At 62.5% G+C, this 14,724-nt stretch carries 13 protein-coding genes; 8 read left to right on the top strand and 5 right to left on the bottom strand.

Annotation, left to right across the window (positions count from 1 at the left end; genetic code table 11):
* Window positions 1-89 precede the first annotated feature (89 nt).
* A complete protein-coding gene (locus tag ACFX5Q_RS14585) occupies window positions 90-1,475 on the bottom strand; it encodes a PLP-dependent aminotransferase family protein (protein ID WP_404278946.1) in 1,386 nt (461 codons plus the stop codon).
* An 83-nt stretch (window positions 1,476-1,558) separates the two neighbouring features.
* Here ACFX5Q_RS14585 and ACFX5Q_RS14590 point away from each other — a divergent pair, with 83 nt between their 5' ends.
* From ACFX5Q_RS14590 to ACFX5Q_RS14610, 5 genes are all read left to right on the top strand, one after another.
* Window positions 1,559-2,050, top strand: a complete 492-nt coding sequence (locus ACFX5Q_RS14590; protein WP_404278948.1) for an Lrp/AsnC family transcriptional regulator — start codon at window positions 1,559-1,561, stop codon at window positions 2,048-2,050.
* Between the two features lie 128 nt (window positions 2,051-2,178).
* Window positions 2,179-3,672, top strand: a complete 1,494-nt coding sequence (locus ACFX5Q_RS14595) for an NAD-dependent succinate-semialdehyde dehydrogenase (RefSeq protein ID WP_404278950.1) — start codon at window positions 2,179-2,181, stop codon at window positions 3,670-3,672.
* A 33-nt stretch (window positions 3,673-3,705) separates the two neighbouring features.
* Window positions 3,706-5,085, top strand: coding sequence for an aspartate aminotransferase family protein (locus tag ACFX5Q_RS14600; RefSeq protein WP_404278952.1), 1,380 nt, complete (start codon window positions 3,706-3,708; stop codon window positions 5,083-5,085).
* A gap of 9 nt (window positions 5,086-5,094) precedes the next feature.
* A complete protein-coding gene (locus ACFX5Q_RS14605; RefSeq protein ID WP_404278954.1) occupies window positions 5,095-6,204 on the top strand; it encodes an alcohol dehydrogenase family protein in 1,110 nt (369 codons plus the stop codon).
* Between the two features lie 344 nt (window positions 6,205-6,548).
* Window positions 6,549-6,824, top strand: coding sequence for a hypothetical protein (locus ACFX5Q_RS14610; protein ID WP_404278956.1), 276 nt, complete (start codon window positions 6,549-6,551; stop codon window positions 6,822-6,824).
* 16 nt (window positions 6,825-6,840) lie between these two features.
* Here ACFX5Q_RS14610 and ACFX5Q_RS14615 read toward each other — a convergent pair whose 3' ends face one another.
* Both ACFX5Q_RS14615 and ACFX5Q_RS14620 read right to left on the bottom strand, forming a co-directional pair.
* Entirely contained in the window at window positions 6,841-7,104 is a 264-nt protein-coding gene (locus ACFX5Q_RS14615) for a hypothetical protein (RefSeq protein WP_404278958.1), read from the bottom strand.
* A gap of 309 nt (window positions 7,105-7,413) precedes the next feature.
* Window positions 7,414-7,824, bottom strand: a complete 411-nt coding sequence (locus ACFX5Q_RS14620; protein WP_404278960.1) for a hypothetical protein — start codon at window positions 7,822-7,824, stop codon at window positions 7,414-7,416.
* A 441-nt stretch (window positions 7,825-8,265) separates the two neighbouring features.
* On the opposite strand from ACFX5Q_RS14620, the gene ACFX5Q_RS14625 reads away from it, so the two are divergent.
* Window positions 8,266-8,790, top strand: coding sequence for a transglutaminase-like cysteine peptidase (locus ACFX5Q_RS14625; RefSeq protein WP_404279058.1), 525 nt, complete (start codon window positions 8,266-8,268; stop codon window positions 8,788-8,790).
* A gap of 317 nt (window positions 8,791-9,107) precedes the next feature.
* A complete protein-coding gene (locus tag ACFX5Q_RS14630; protein WP_404278962.1) occupies window positions 9,108-10,730 on the top strand; it encodes a GNAT family N-acetyltransferase in 1,623 nt (540 codons plus the stop codon).
* Between the two features lie 113 nt (window positions 10,731-10,843).
* On the opposite strand, the gene ACFX5Q_RS14635 is transcribed toward ACFX5Q_RS14630, so the two are convergent.
* Complete coding sequence (locus tag ACFX5Q_RS14635) at window positions 10,844-11,326, bottom strand: hypothetical protein (protein WP_404278964.1); 483 nt, start codon at window positions 11,324-11,326, stop codon at window positions 10,844-10,846.
* Between the two features lie 7 nt (window positions 11,327-11,333).
* Window positions 11,334-12,116 (bottom strand): LuxR C-terminal-related transcriptional regulator, encoded by a 783-nt coding sequence (locus ACFX5Q_RS14640; protein WP_404278966.1) that lies wholly within the window; start codon window positions 12,114-12,116, stop codon window positions 11,334-11,336.
* 606 nt (window positions 12,117-12,722) lie between these two features.
* Between ACFX5Q_RS14640 and ACFX5Q_RS14645 the strand changes: the two genes are divergently transcribed.
* On the top strand, window positions 12,723-14,621 hold the full coding sequence (locus tag ACFX5Q_RS14645; RefSeq protein WP_404278968.1) for a hypothetical protein: 1,899 nt from the start codon (window positions 12,723-12,725) through the stop codon (window positions 14,619-14,621).
* The last annotated feature ends 103 nt before the right edge of the window (window positions 14,622-14,724 follow it).

The raw sequence follows: 14,724 nt of genomic DNA on the forward strand, positions 1-14,724 counted from the left end.
AAAATAATATCATGACAATATTTCCGGCGCCGCCCAATTTCAGGGCAATCTGTGCCCAAAAGCGCGCTGCGGTTTTTAGGCGGTATGCATCAGATAGCAAGCAGGAGATGTTCCGGATCGCCAAGCAGAAGCTTGGCGACAACGCTCAGGCCCGCGCGCAGTTCCCCTTCGGTGGTCGATCCCAGCGAGATGCGCACGGCGGGGTGCCAAGGCGCGTCGGCAATGCGGAAGGATGTTCCCGGCGCAATCGCCACCCCTTGCAGACGGGCCTGCGAGACAAAGCTCTCTTCGGCGCGGTCGCCGGAAAGCTCGAGCCACAGATGCAGCCCGTCGCGGTGGACGCGATAGTCGACGCCGGCCAGCACTTCCGCGGCGATATCCTGGCGCCGCCTGAGCGCGTCACGCTGCCAGCGCACCAACTCCATCGCCGTGCCGTCGGTCACCCATTTCGTGGCGATCTCGGCTACCAGCGGCGTCGCCATCCAGTTGGAAACGAGATGGCGGTTGGCGACGGCGGCGACATAGCGGTCGGGCGCGGCGAGATAGCCGATGCGCAGGCCGGGCACGGTGATCTTGGTGAAGGAGGTGACGTAGAGCGTGCGCTCGGGCGCGAAGGCGGCGACCGGCGGCGGCCGGTTCTCGACCAGTGGGCCGAGCACATCGTTCTCGATGATGGCGATGTCGTGCTTGCGCGCGACCGCGGCGATCTGCTCCCGCCGCACGGCGTCCATCAGCGTTGCCGTCGGGTTGATCACCGAAGGCTGCACGAACACGGCGCGGATATCGGAGAGCCTGCAGGCTTCGTCGAGCGCTTCCGGGATCAGGCCGTTGCCATCGATCGGCAGACCCTCGAGGTTGAAGCCGAGGTAACGGGCGAGCGGCACCAGCGTGTGGTGGCCGATGGCCTCGGTGGCGACCGTCGAGCCGGGCGGCGCCACGCTCATCAGCGCCACGGTCATGCCGGCGGTGGCGCCATTGGTCAGGCTGATGTTCTGCGGCGAGGCTTCGAGGCCGCAGAGCCTCAGCCATTCCACCGCCACCGCCCGATGGCGCGGGAACACCATATTCGGGCGGAACGACAACGCCGAACTCGACGGCAGGTTCTCGGCCAGCCAGCCCAGCGCCTGCTTCAGCCGTTCCAGATGCATCGGCTCGCAGACCGGCTTCAGGATCGAGAGGTCGATGACTTCGCCGAGCCGCTCCGGCAGATAGGGCGGCTCCGGCTCGCGGCGCTGCGTCTGCACGAAGCTGCCGCGGCCGATCTCGCCTGATATCAGGCCGCGGCGGATCAATTCCTCATAGGCGCGGCTGACGGTCTGCACCGACAGCTTCAGCTCGTCGGCCAGGCGGCGATGCGTCGGCAGCCGGGCACCGTTGGCCAGCCGCCCGTCATGGATGGCGCGGGCGAACTGGTCGGCGAGCGACTGGTAGGCCGGGCGGCGAATGAGCGCGGGATCGGGTTGCCACAATGTCATGACTTATTAGAGATCGAAATCAGTGCAATTGACAATCGAAATCATGCGCCCCCATGGTGGCGTGCAGCAAAAAGTGGACGCCCATGGCCGCAGCGAAACTCGATCCGATCGATCTCAAAATCCTCGACGCCATCCAGCGCGACGGGCGCATCACCAAGCTGGCGCTGGCCGACAAGGTCGGCCTGTCGCCGACGCCGTGCTGGATGCGGCTGCGCAAGCTGGAAAAGGCCGGCATCGTCTCCGGCTACCATGCTTCGATCGCCATGCGCGCCGTCGCCCCGGTCGCCACCGTGCTGATGGAGGTGACATTGGCCAGCCACCGCCAGGCCGACTTCGACCGCTTCGAACGCGTCATCCGCGACATTCCGGAGATCGTCGCCTGCTGGTCAGTCGGCGGCGGCGTCGACTATGTGCTGAAGGTGATGGCGCGCGACATCGACGCCTATCAGCGGCTGGTCGACGAGTTGCTCGAGCGCGAGATCGGCATCGACCGCTACTTCACCTATATCGTCACCAAGACGGTGAAGGACGAGACGGTGCTGCCGGTGGCCGATCTGCTGCCGCTGCAGGCGTGAGGCAGAGAGAACGTCTGCTTCGCGGGGCGAATAGAGACAATCTCTCTACGTGCCGACGCCGAAACAGTCTCTCTGTCTCAACCGCGCGAATAGTCTTTCCGCATCGCCTCGGCACCGGGAGACCATCGATGTCCGCGCATTTTGCCCGCACGAACCGCCATGAAGCGCTCGACCGCCTCGCCGACCGCCGGCTGCTGCGCGGCCTCGCCTATGTCGACGGCCACTGGACGGCGAGCGACACGGCCGAGAGTTTCGAGGTCACCGATCCGGCGACCGGCGCCACCGTCGCCTTCGTCGCCGCGCTCGATGCCGGGCAGACGACGAAAGCGATCGATGTCGCCTCGCGCGCCTTTCCGGCCTGGCGGGCGCTGCTGCCGCAGGAGCGCTCGAAGATCTTGCGAAAATGGTTCAAGCTGATCATCGCCGCCAAGGAGGATTTGGCGCTGCTGATGACGCTGGAACAAGGCAAGCCGCTGAAGGAGTCGCTCGGCGAGATCGGCTACGCCGCCTCCTTCGTCGAGTGGTATGCGGAAGAGGCAAAACGCCTCAACGCCGAGAGCGTCACCAGCCATTTGCCTGGCGCCGAGATGATGGTGCGGCGCGAGCCGCTCGGCGTCGTCGGCGTCGTCACGCCGTGGAACTTTCCGTCGGCAATGCTGACGCGCAAGGCTGCAGCGGCACTTGCTGCCGGCTGCACCATTGTTGCGCATCCCTCTTCTGAAACGCCGCTGTCGGCGCTGGCGTTGGCCGAACTCGGCGAGCGCGCCGGCCTGCCCGCCGGTGTTTTCAACGTCCTCACCGGCAATGCCCGCACTATCGTCGGCGCAATGTGCGAGGACGCCCGCGTCCGCGCCATGAGCTTCACCGGCTCGACCGAAATCGGCCGGCTGATCGCCGCGCAGAGTGCGCCGACGATGAAACGGCTGGTGATGGAACTCGGCGGCCACGCGCCGCTGATCGTGTTCGACGACGCCGATGTTGACAAGGCAGTGGCGATCGCGCTCGACGCCAAATTCGCCACCTCCGGCCAGGACTGCCTGGCCGCCAATCGCATCTATGTGCAGCGTCCGATCTACGATCGTTTCTGCGCCGCCTTCGCCAAGCGAATAGATACGCTGCGGACGGGCAATGGTCTGGCTGATGAAACCGACATCGGACCGCTGATGCACGAGCGTGCCGTCAACAAAGTCGAAGAGCAGGTCGTTGACGCCCTTGCCCTCGGCGCGCGGTGCCTGGCGGGCGGCAAGCGCCATGCGGCGGGGCCGCTGTTCTACCAACCAACGCTGCTTGTTGATGTGCCCGACGAAGCGCTGATCATGCGCGAGGAGATTTTTGGTCCGGTCGCGGCGGTGACGCCGTTCGTCGACGAGGAGGAGGTCATCTCGCGCGCCAATGCCACTGAGTACGGTCTCGTCGCCTATGTCGTGACCGAGAACGGTGCCCGGCAGCTGCGCCTGGGCCGCGCGCTCGACTACGGCATGGTCGCCATCAACCGGGTGAAGATCACAGGCGCGCCGATCCCGTTCGGCGGCGTCAAGCAGTCCGGCATCGGCCGCGAAGGGTCTCGCCACGGGCTCGAAGCCTTCACCGATCTCAAATACCTTTGTCTCGATGTAGCCTAGGCTGCGCCGACCTTCCTTTCAGGAGTCAAAAAAATGCTCGAACAGTCCAACGAACTCGCCGCCTGGGACCGCGACCACTTCTTCCATCCCTCGACCCATATGGGCATGCACGCGCGGGGTGAATCGCCGGCGCGCGTCATGGCCGGCGGCGAAGGCGTCACCGTCTGGGATAACAATGGCAAGAAGAGCATCGATGCCTTTGCCGGCCTCTATTGCGTCAATGTCGGCTATGGTCGCCAGAAGATATCGGATGCGATCGCCGCCCAGGCGAAGAACCTCGCCTACTATCATGCCTATGTCGGCCACGGCACGGAGGCCTCGATCACGCTTGCCAAGATGATCATCGACCGCGCGCCAAAGGGCATGAGCCGCGTCTATTTCGGCCTTTCCGGCTCCGATGCCAACGAGACCAACATCAAGCTGATCTGGTACTACAACAACGTGCTTGGCTGGCCGGAGAAGAAGAAGATCATCTCGCGCTGGCGCGGCTATCACGGCTCCGGCGTGATGACCGGGTCGCTGACCGGGCTCGACCTGTTCCACAACGCCTTCGACCTGCCGCGCGCACCGATCCTGCACACCGAGGCGCCCTACTATTTCCGCCGCGCCGACCGCTCACAGAGTGAGGAGCAGTTCTCGCAGCACTGCGCCGACAAGCTCGAGGAGATGATCCTCGCCGAAGGGCCGGATACGGTCGCTGCCTTCATCGGCGAGCCGATCCTCGGAACCGGCGGCATCGTGCCGCCGCCGGCCGGTTATTGGGACAAGATCCAAGGTGTGCTGAAGAAGTACGACGTGCTGCTGGTCGCCGACGAGGTGGTGACCGGCTTCGGCCGGCTGGGCACGATGTTCGGCTCCGACCATTACGGCCTCAAGCCGGATCTGATCACCATCGCCAAGGGCCTGACCTCGGCCTATGCGCCGCTGTCGGGCGTCATCGTCGCCGACAAGATGTGGCAGGTGCTGGTGCAGGGTTCCGACAAGCTGGGTTCCCTCGGCCATGGCTGGACCTATTCCGCGCATCCGATCTGCGTTGCCGCGGCTGTCGCCAATCTCGAACTGATCGACGAGATGGATCTGGTGAAGAACGCCGGCGAGACCGGCGCCTACTTCCGCGCCGAGCTTGCCAAGGCCGTTGGCGGCCACAAGCATGTCGGCGAAGTTCGCGGCGACGGCATGCTGGCGGCGGTCGAGTTCGTCAAGGACCGCGACGACCGCGCCTTCTTCGATCCATCGCAGAAGATCGGTCCGCAGATCGCGACAGCACTCGCCGAACGCGGCGTCATCGGCCGTGCGATGCCGCAGGGCGATATCCTCGGCTTCGCACCGCCGCTGTGCCTGACCCGCGAGGAAGCCGACATCGTCGTTTCGAAGACGGCGGATGCGGTGAAGAGCGTATTTGCCAATCTCTGATATCGACCCATGAACGCCATGACCAAAACCCTCCCCGCAACCATGTCAGCCGTACTGCTCACCGGCCATGGCGGACCGGAAAAGCTCGTCTACCGCACCGATGTGAAGGTGCCCTCGCCTACCGCCGGCGAAGTGCTGGTCAAGGTCAGCGCCTGCGGCATGAACAACACCGATGTCTGGGTGCGGCAGGGCGCCTATGGCACCGAGGAGGATGCGGCGGCGGTGTCGACATGGAGGCGCCAAGGCAACACGCTGACCTTCCCGCGCATCCAGGGCACCGACACGGTTGGCACCATCGCCGCCGTCGGCGACGGCGTCTCGCCGGACCGCGTCGGCGAGCGGGTGATGGTCGATTTCTCCATCTACAACCGCGACGACGATTCACTCGCCGACATCGACTATATGGGCCATGGCCGTGACGGCGGCTATGCCGAGTACCAGGCGGTGCCGGCCGAGAACGCACATGTCGTCGATACCGAAATGAGCGACATCGAACTCGCCACCTTCTGCTGCGCCTATCTCACCGGCGAGCAGATGCTGGAGCGCGCCGCGCTGAGGGCCGGCGAGCGGGTGCTGGTGACAGGTGCCTCCGGCGGCGTCGGGTCGGGCATCGTGCAGCTGGCGCGTGCGCGCGGCGCTATCCCCTATGCCGTCGTCGGCAAGGGCAAGGAGCAGGCGGTGCTCGATATCGGCGCCGAGGCCGTCATCACCCGCGGTGTCGCCGATCTGCCGGCCGCCGTGAACGAGGCGACGGGCGGCAAACCGATCGATGTCGTGGCCGACCTGGTCGGCGGCGCCATCTTCAACGACCTCTTGCGCATCCTCAGGCCCGAAGGTCGCTACACGACGGCGGGCGCGATCGCCGGTCCGGTGGTGCAGCTCGATCTCCGCACCATGTATCTCAAGCAGCTGCAGCTCCACGGATCGAGCCAGGGCACGCGCGCGGATTTCCGCCGCATCGTGCGCTACGTCGAGGAGAAAAAGATCCGGCCGCTGGTCGGCGGCGTCTACAGGCTGTCCGATTTCCACAAGGCGCAAGCGGACTTCATCGCCAAGGATTTCGTCGGCAAGCTGGTGGTCGTTCCGGACGCGATGTGGAACGGGAAGACCTGTCTCTGAGCAATGGCAGGCTTTTGGCCGACTGCGCGACACTCAGCGTGGGGCGACAGTGAATGCCCGCGAAACGCAGCAGGAGCCGGCGCTCGCTGAGGTTGGCAGCCCCCTACCCAGACTGTCGGTCGTGGACCGGTAGCGGTTTCCTGCCCCTTCATGCCAGCGTGCCGCGCGTGCGGCACCGGCCCAACAGGTTTGTATCGTCCGCGCCTCAACTCGTTGGAAACGCCTGGTTTGCAGGCGGCCAACCGGCCAAAGGCCGACTATGTTGCCTGTTTCACAGTCAGCGTCACCGTTTCGTTACAGAAAAGAGCGACCTTAATGTACTCGGCAGGGAGTTCACCGTGGCTATGACGTACAAGACAGTTCAGGAAGCGCTCCGGGCGGCGGGGATTGTCATGAGCAAGAGGGGCGAAACCCATCGCATCAACTTCTTCTTCGGGCTCGAAGACACCGCGCACTACACGACAAGTCTTCAAGATGCCCTGGAGAAGGGATTGGCGATGGCGAGACGCCAGCGCAGTGTCAGGGTTGGTCCTGGTCCGCTCGCCTCGTTGGTCGAACCGATGCAACTGTCGAGATTGCAAAATGTCCGAGGCTCTCTCGGTCCCGGTTACGCCAGGTAGGACGGGCCCGGCTTGATCAGTTCAAGCTGGAGGCGCAGCGGACCAGCTCGACCAAATCGAGCATTTCGTCCCAATGCGGTGAAAGTTCGACTCCAAGGCCGGAGCCATAGGAAAGCAGGGAAAACTGGGTCGCCAGTTCTTCCTGAAAACGCAAGGCTTCAGCCGGGTCAGGGATTGAGGTGGTGGCCATCACCGCCAGATTGCGGCACTGCGCCTCGGTTTCAAGGCCGAGGCCGCCAACAATCACACCCAGTTCAACCATGATCGAGATCAGTCGCACAAAGCCCCTCCGGCCATCCTGCGCAACACGAACGACCAAAATCAATCACGACTGATCGGAAATGAAAAGCGCCGTTTCCGCGCAATCCCCAAATTTCCCCCGAGGTTAGCCGGCTGTCTGAAAAGGCCTGGGTCGGCACTAGCCACAATGCCGACAACGGCGGAGTTGGGATCACAGCCATCGGTTGCCGGCGGTTGGGCCCAAAGGATCTTGTCCGTCACGCGCCGCGGCGAAGGACCCAGACGACAAGGTGGGCGCCCATGCAGGCGCCCACCCCGAATTCCATTGGATTGCGGTGCGCTCGCGGGCTCAGCCGCCGCTACCGCCCGAGCCGCCGCTGCCGCCTGAGCCACCGGAACCACCAGAGCCGCCCGAACCGCCGCTACCACCAGAGCTGCCACCCGAACCGCCGTCGCCGCCCGAACCACCACTGCCGCCGCCGCTGCCGCCAGAACCGCCGTCGCCGCCAGAGCCGCCAGAACCACCGCTACCACCGGAGCCGCCCGAACCACCACCGGAGCCACCGTCACCGCCGCCGCCATTGCCGCCGCCGTTACCGCCGCCGCCATTGCCACCACCGCCGTTGCCGCCGCCGCCGTTGCCGCCGCCGCCATTGCCGCCGCCACCGGAGCCGCCTGAACCACCACTGCCGCCGGACCCGCCGCCTTCACCGTCGCTGAGAGCGGCTGCGATGAGAGCCGTCGTGATCGGTGGGCACATTGCGATTTGTGCACGGCTCAGAATACTGCTGCGATTGCTCGCGATGCAGCAAAGCGCGTAGTTGGCTTCCGTCAGCGGCTGGCATTGCGCAGCCGTCATCCGCGGTCTGGGGCCATTCTGTGCTGCTGCTGGGAGTACAAAAGTCGCCGCCACGAGGGCGGTTGAAACAAGCAAGGTTGTGCGAACCCTGCTCGCGCAGGTTGAGTACAGGTGCATTTCTTCCTCCTAAGGGAAAAAAGGCGCTCCCGTCCCCAAACTGGGCGCTATATCAAAGTTTCCGACCATCGGAAACATATTGTTAAGTATACATTGTTTTAGAACCTGTGCAAACGCAATTGGCGAACGTTGATTTACCATATTCCTCGAGCATGATCTCCGACGACGAACTCGAGGGGATGGAACGTGATTCGTTTGGCGGCGCTCATTGCCGCAGCCTTGGCCATGGCCGGCTGCAGTGAAACCATGCAAACCTCCGGCAGCGCGGCCATGATGGTCACCAGAGGCTATGCCTTTGCACCGCCCGCCTTTCGTCCCTTCTGCGCCCGGCAGCCACGGCTTTGCAGCACCGGCGGGCAGGTAAAGCAGGTTGAGCTCAAACCGGCGCGCCGGGCTGAACTGCAGGCCGTGAACAGTTCCGTCAACGCCAGGATCAAAGAGCGGAGCGACGCTTCCGCCGGCAGCGCCGACGATTGGCGCATCCCGACGAAAGAAGGCGATTGCGAGGATTTCGCGATCCTGAAGAAGAGCGAACTCATGAAGCGCGGCTGGCCTGCCTCAGCTCTTCTGCTGACGGTCGTGACGCTTGGCGGTCAGGGACACACGGTGCTTACCGTTCGCACCGACAAGGGCGACCTGATCCTCGACAATCGCAGCGGCGCCGTCAGGAATTGGTCGCAGACCTCCTATCACTACTTTGCCCGGCAATCCCAGTCGCAAAACGGCAAGTGGACGCAGATCGACTCCTAAGGCAATTTCAGGAAAAGCGCGCAGGGGTTCCGTCCGGAATTGCGCAAAAACAAACATTAATAGCGATTTGGCGATTCAAAAGCTGAGCCGCTCCGGCCGGCTACCCGGGCCAAATAGGCTGTATTGCCTGCCGGTCTGACGGCAGGATTTCGCGCCTGGCTGTGTCGCGATCGCTCAATCCTTTGATCGTCTTGCAAGGCCAGTCCCGCCATGGGACCATGAGCGGCAATTCCTTGGCTTTGCCACGGGTTCGGGGGAAATAGCTCAGACCGCGACCAGCGCCTCTTGCCGACGCTCTTTGAGCACAGGTCAACGCCATGCGTGTGGATGTCATCGATAGTTTCGATACTCTCGTTCAGCTGAGAGGCAATTGGGATGCGGTCTATGAGGCGGATCCCGAAGCTCAGTATTTCATGTCCTGGACATGGATGGCGGGCTGGTTCAAGCGGCTTCGCTACCAATGGCTTGTTCTGGGCGCGAGAGAAGACGATGCATCCGGCTATGTCGGCTTTTTCCCCTTGCAGCTTCGAACAGAGAGGGCCAGGGACGGCGCATTCCACAACGAACTGAGGACCGGAGGCGGCTACTTCGCCGGTTACGCCGGCTTCATCTGCGATCCGGACGTTCAGGATGCCGTCATCCGCGCATTCGCCGAACACACCAAACAGCTGAGCTGGGCCAAGCTGCACCTCGAGAACATCTTTGCGTCGCAACGGCGGCTGGACGCCTTTCTGGGGGAGTTTGCGGCGCCCGAATTCCAGACCGGCAAGGTAAGGCGCCCGGACGACGGCGATCACATCGATCATGACATCTATGTCTATGTGAATCTGCCCGGCGACTGGGAGGAATTCCTCAACGAAAGGCTGGGGGCCGCGACGCGCAAGACCGCGAGGCGCACGCTGAGGGCAATCGACGATGCGGCCGAGTATCGGGTCACCGATGTCACCGCCGCGACCCTGGAACGCGATCTGCAGACGCTTCTTCAGTTCTGGGAGAACCAGTGGGGCGCCAAGCTGGCGGCGCGGTATCACCCGGGCCTGCCGCAGGCCATGATGACCAATTTCCGCAACATGCTCCGGTGCGCTTTCGAGGATGATGCCCTCTATCTTCCCGTCCTCTGGCAGGGTGACAACCCGATCGGCGCGCAGGCCACCTTGATCGATCGGAAAAACCGGACGCTGATCGGCATGCTCAATGGGCGTGATCTCGAGATCAAAAAGCCGGCGCCCGGCTTTGCACTTCACCTTTACAGCATACGCTGGGCCATTCAGAACGGCTTTGCCGTCTATGATCTGCAGACCGGGGACTTTTCTTACAAATATGATTTCGGCGGCCTCGAGCGCAGGGTCGAATGCCTTCTCGTGAGCACCGCGACGCGCCGCAATCTTCGCGACAGGCTGGAGGGCCGGAGCCTGCCCGTCGTGCTCGCGCGAGCAAAAGCGCTCCATCAGGCCGGCGACCTAGAAGGCGCCGCGCGCGCCTGCCGGCAAATCCTGGATGCCGATTCGGACCATGCCGGGGCACTTCAGCTGCTTCAGCAGCTGGATACCGCGCGCCGGTCCCGTTTGCCGCAAGATCTCAGCACCGCCGCTCGCCTGCACCAGGCCGGAAACCTGGCTGAGGCGGAAAAGATGTATCGCGAGATACTGGATATCGAGCCTGGGCATTTTGATGTCCGCTATCTCCTTGGCGTGGTTTGTCTTCAGCAGCGGAGATATGAGGATGCGGAACGGCAGCTCAGCCAGGCAATAGCTATCAGGCCCGATGTGCCCGCGGCGCACTACAATCGCGGTCTCGCGCTGGTGAAGCTCGACCGCATCGAAGAAGGGCTCGCAAGTCTGGATGACTGTATCGGGCTGGAGCCGGGCCACGCCCAAGCTCTCGCCCTCCGCGACACTGTGTTGAAAACCTTTCAGCATGCCGCGCGCGCCGCGGAGTAGATGCGGCCCGCACGAAGAGCGCAACAGCTTGCCCGGATCGCCTGTAGCGAGGCCACCTGGGATTGTTTGAGCTTCTGAAGCTGGGGGTTGGTGACCGCGAAGATACGTATGCCTCACCTCGGAAACGAATTCTCTTCAACAATTGACCAAATATCTTTGTTTATATCTCTTATGCGCTCGATAGACTCGTGTATATTATTTATTTCCTTTTCGTCTATCTCTTCAATCTTGCCATACCTTACCTCGTCCTTGCCATCCACGATGCGCATCAGTTGCGTGCTTGCATGATTCCCGGTTTCGTCGAAGGAATAGATGCAATGGCTGTATTTATTTCGCAACTTCGCTTGACGTGTAAGTTTGTCGGTAACAGTCAGGACTGCCTGGCGGCATGGCGCCAACGTTTTCGGCATCTTCGCCAGCCGCTCGACCAGCTCGATCCGCGCCCGAGTTGTGTTCAGCGTCAGGAAAATGATGATTGCCGTTTCCTTGTCGACCTTCGCCAGGCCGGCAATCAGATAAATCAGCAGGCTTTCAGTGTTGGTCCAGGTGTAATTCAACTGGCCAACGAGGAGCAGGACCTCCTGAAAGCGGGGCATCGTCGACTCAGAGCGAAGATTGAGAAAGGCGCGGCGGCCTTGCTCGTTCCATGTCGTTGAGAAACGTACCCTTTCGATCATGGAATATCGCAGCCGCCTCGGTCCTGTTGTGGGCGCCGAGTTTGGTGATGATATTGTGCAGATGGATCTTGACCGTATGTTCGGAAAGACGGAGCGCCGCGGCGATGATCTTGTTCTGCAATCCCCGAGCGACCATCTCGAGAATCTGAAATTCCCGTTCGGTCAGTTCGCCCATCTCATCGAAACCGCCGTCGCCGCTCGTCGCTTGAGGAGCCCGTCCGACATCCGGAGCTTTGTCGGAAGAGCCCTTCGCATGGGACTGAAACATGGCCAGCGGAAAATACTCTCCGCCACGAAGCACAAGCCTGATGACGGAAAGCCAGACGTCAAGTTTCAGATCCATCGGCAGCACACTGCGCACGATTTTCGAATCGAAGACCTCCTGGACGGAAACGGGAGCGCGGCTGTCGTGTTGCACCAGAACGACAGGTGCTGCCGAATGAAACCGCATGAGATCGGCGGCATGATCGCCGATCCTGTCCAGGAATTCAGTGTCGACAAGTATCAAGCAAACGGGATGCTCGAACGTGGCGCATGCGGCTTCCAGGCTTGTAGCCTGCTCCACCGCTATGGAGGGAAATTCCCTCTCGATTGCGTATACAAGACATTCTGGAAAGCTGTCGGCCGAGGAAACTGTCAGTAGAATTCTGCGAGCCCAACTCTCTCCCACACCGCTACCCACGGTGCTACGCACATTGACGTTTGACATGGTTGCCACCCCACCTAGACCACTTTAGACCACTGTTTGGTCTCGTTTTTTTCCTTCTTCGATATCGCGGGCCTCTACCCCGCAAAACAGCTAGCCTTAACGACTTATACACTAAGTTAGCCCTGCCTGATATAGTTCGGAGGAGCTATTGCCGATTTGCCACGTCGCTTCGAAGGCGGGCGGCGTCCAACGGCACGACAGCGACCGCAAATCATTGCGGAATTCAGGCTCATTAGAGGGCTGCAATACCTTTCGCCCCATTCCATTGAACGGGCTAGCCCGAACTGTCAGCTTACATTTCACCCCCCGTGGCCACAAACTTCCCGTGTTCACTACAGGAGCGGGGAGCTCCCAGGCTTTGCGGTAGCTGAGCGACCGGATCTTTGAGGATCCGGCGCGATGACCGAGCATTGCCTGATCAAGCTGCCCCTCCCCAGTCAACGGGAGGTACTCAAGCAAACTTATGATGAAAGTCGGATTTCGGACCTCAGTCCCCTCGGTCCGACAATCCATTCACCGCATTAAACGCAACGTCCGCGAACAGCTCAAGACCGCGTAAGAGAAGAATGCGGTCCGGCAGTCGCGGCCTCAACTGAGGACACGATCATGTCTCTCGACCTCGACAAGAACAACATCAACGCATTCGGCTTGCAGATCGTCGACAGCGAATTCGATATCGGTGACGGCGGTGGCGAAAACGAGAACACGAACCACAACACGAACGACGCCAAGAACGAGAACGAAAACGAGAACAAGGCGTCGAACGAAAACGAGAACAAGAGCGAAAACGAGAACCAGAACGACAACAAGTCCTCGAACGAGAACGAGAACAAGTCCGAGAACGAGAACGAGAACAAGAACTCGAACGAGTCCAAGAACGAAAACTCGAACGAGAACAAGAACGTCAACGAGACCAAGGTCGACGTCGACGTCGACGTTGGCGTCAAGCTCGAGGGTGAGCTCGGAAACTCCGATGACGACTTCGCCGACATCTATGCCAACGGCGACATGAAAATCGACACCATGATCAACAACAAGGACGGCAACGTCACTTATGATCCTGGTGACGACGTCACCTTCAAGGACATCCTGAACAATTCGATGACCGGCGCCGGAACCAACACCGCGTCGATCATCAACCAGACCCTGAACATGTACGACAATGACAAGCTCGACAACGCGACCGTCAAGAACGACGCCGATTTCAAGCTTGATCTCAATGCCAAGGGCGGCCACTCTGAAGCTGGCGACGGCATCTCGGCTGGCGGCGGCGGCGGCGATGGCGGCGATGACGCCAAGGCCAATGGCGGCGAAGGCGGCAATGGCGGCGACGCCAAGAGCGGCGACATCGAAGCCGGCGACGGCAAGGGTGGCCTGGCGCTCAGTGCGGCCATCGGTGGCGACTCCAAGAGCGACAACAAGGCCGACGGCGGCGACTCCAAGGCGGGCGACGGCGATAGCGGCGACGCCAAGGGCGGCGACGGCGATGGCGGCGACGCCAAGGGCGCCAACGGCGATGGCGGCAACGCCAACGGTGGTGATGGCCTCGGCCTCGGCCTCGGGCTCGGCCTTGGGCTCGGTGTCGGTGCTGCAGAAGCTGGCGATGCCAAGTCGGAAGACGGCGGCGATGCCAAGGCGGAAGCCGGTGACTCCAAGGCAGATGGCGGCGACGCCAAGGCTGATGGCGGCAATGGCGGCGATGGCGGCAATGGCGGCGATGTGACTGGCGGCGACGCCAAGTCGGATGGCGGCGACGGCCTCGATGTCGATGGCAAGCTCTCGCTCCTCAACTACGGTGAAGGCGGCGACGCCAAGAGCGAAGCTGGCGATGCCACCGGCGGTGGCGGCGGTGGTGGCGGCGGCGGCGGCGGCGGCGGTGCCGATGCTGACGGCGGCAACGCCAAGTCCGACGGCGGCAACGCCGATGCCGATGGCGGCGACTCCGAATCCTATGGCGGCGGTGCCCTCGGAGCAGGCTATGGCGCAGGCTACGGCGCAGGCGTGGGCGCAGGCACCGGTGGTGCTGGTGGCACGGGCGGTGCAGGAACCGGCGGTACGAACGATGGTGGCGACGGAACCGGTGGCGCAGCCACCAGTGGCGACGCGACCGGCGGCGATAGCCTCGGCGGCTTCGCAGGGGCATTTGGCGGTGACGGCGGTCATGCGCTGAGCGGCGCCTGGGCCGATGGTTACGGTGGCGATGCCAAGGGCGGGTTCACCCTCGCTGGCGACGCTGGTGCCGGCGGTGCTGGCGGCTACGCCTACAATGGCGACGGCGGCGCCGGCGGCGACGGCGGAACCTGGGGCTCGAACAATGGCGATGACGGCTTCGTGACCGGCACCAGCCATGCCTCGGCCGACGGCCTGATCGACGTCAGTGCCTTCAACCAGCAGATCGTGATGGGCGCCAACCTGCAAGAAAACCTGGTCGATCAGACCGTGGTTGGTGGCGACTACCACAACACGCTGACTGGTGAGGACGCCGGTGACCACACTGGAACGTGATTGATCCTACACGACTGATTTCCCAGGGAAATCAGACAGCTTGGGACTGCGCGGAGTTTTCCGCGCAGTCCTTCCATCCGGGAGACATGCCGCCCGATCGAGC

Source organism: Mesorhizobium sp. IMUNJ 23033 (assembly GCF_044778005.1).
GTDB lineage: Bacteria > Pseudomonadota > Alphaproteobacteria > Rhizobiales > Rhizobiaceae > Mesorhizobium > Mesorhizobium amorphae_A.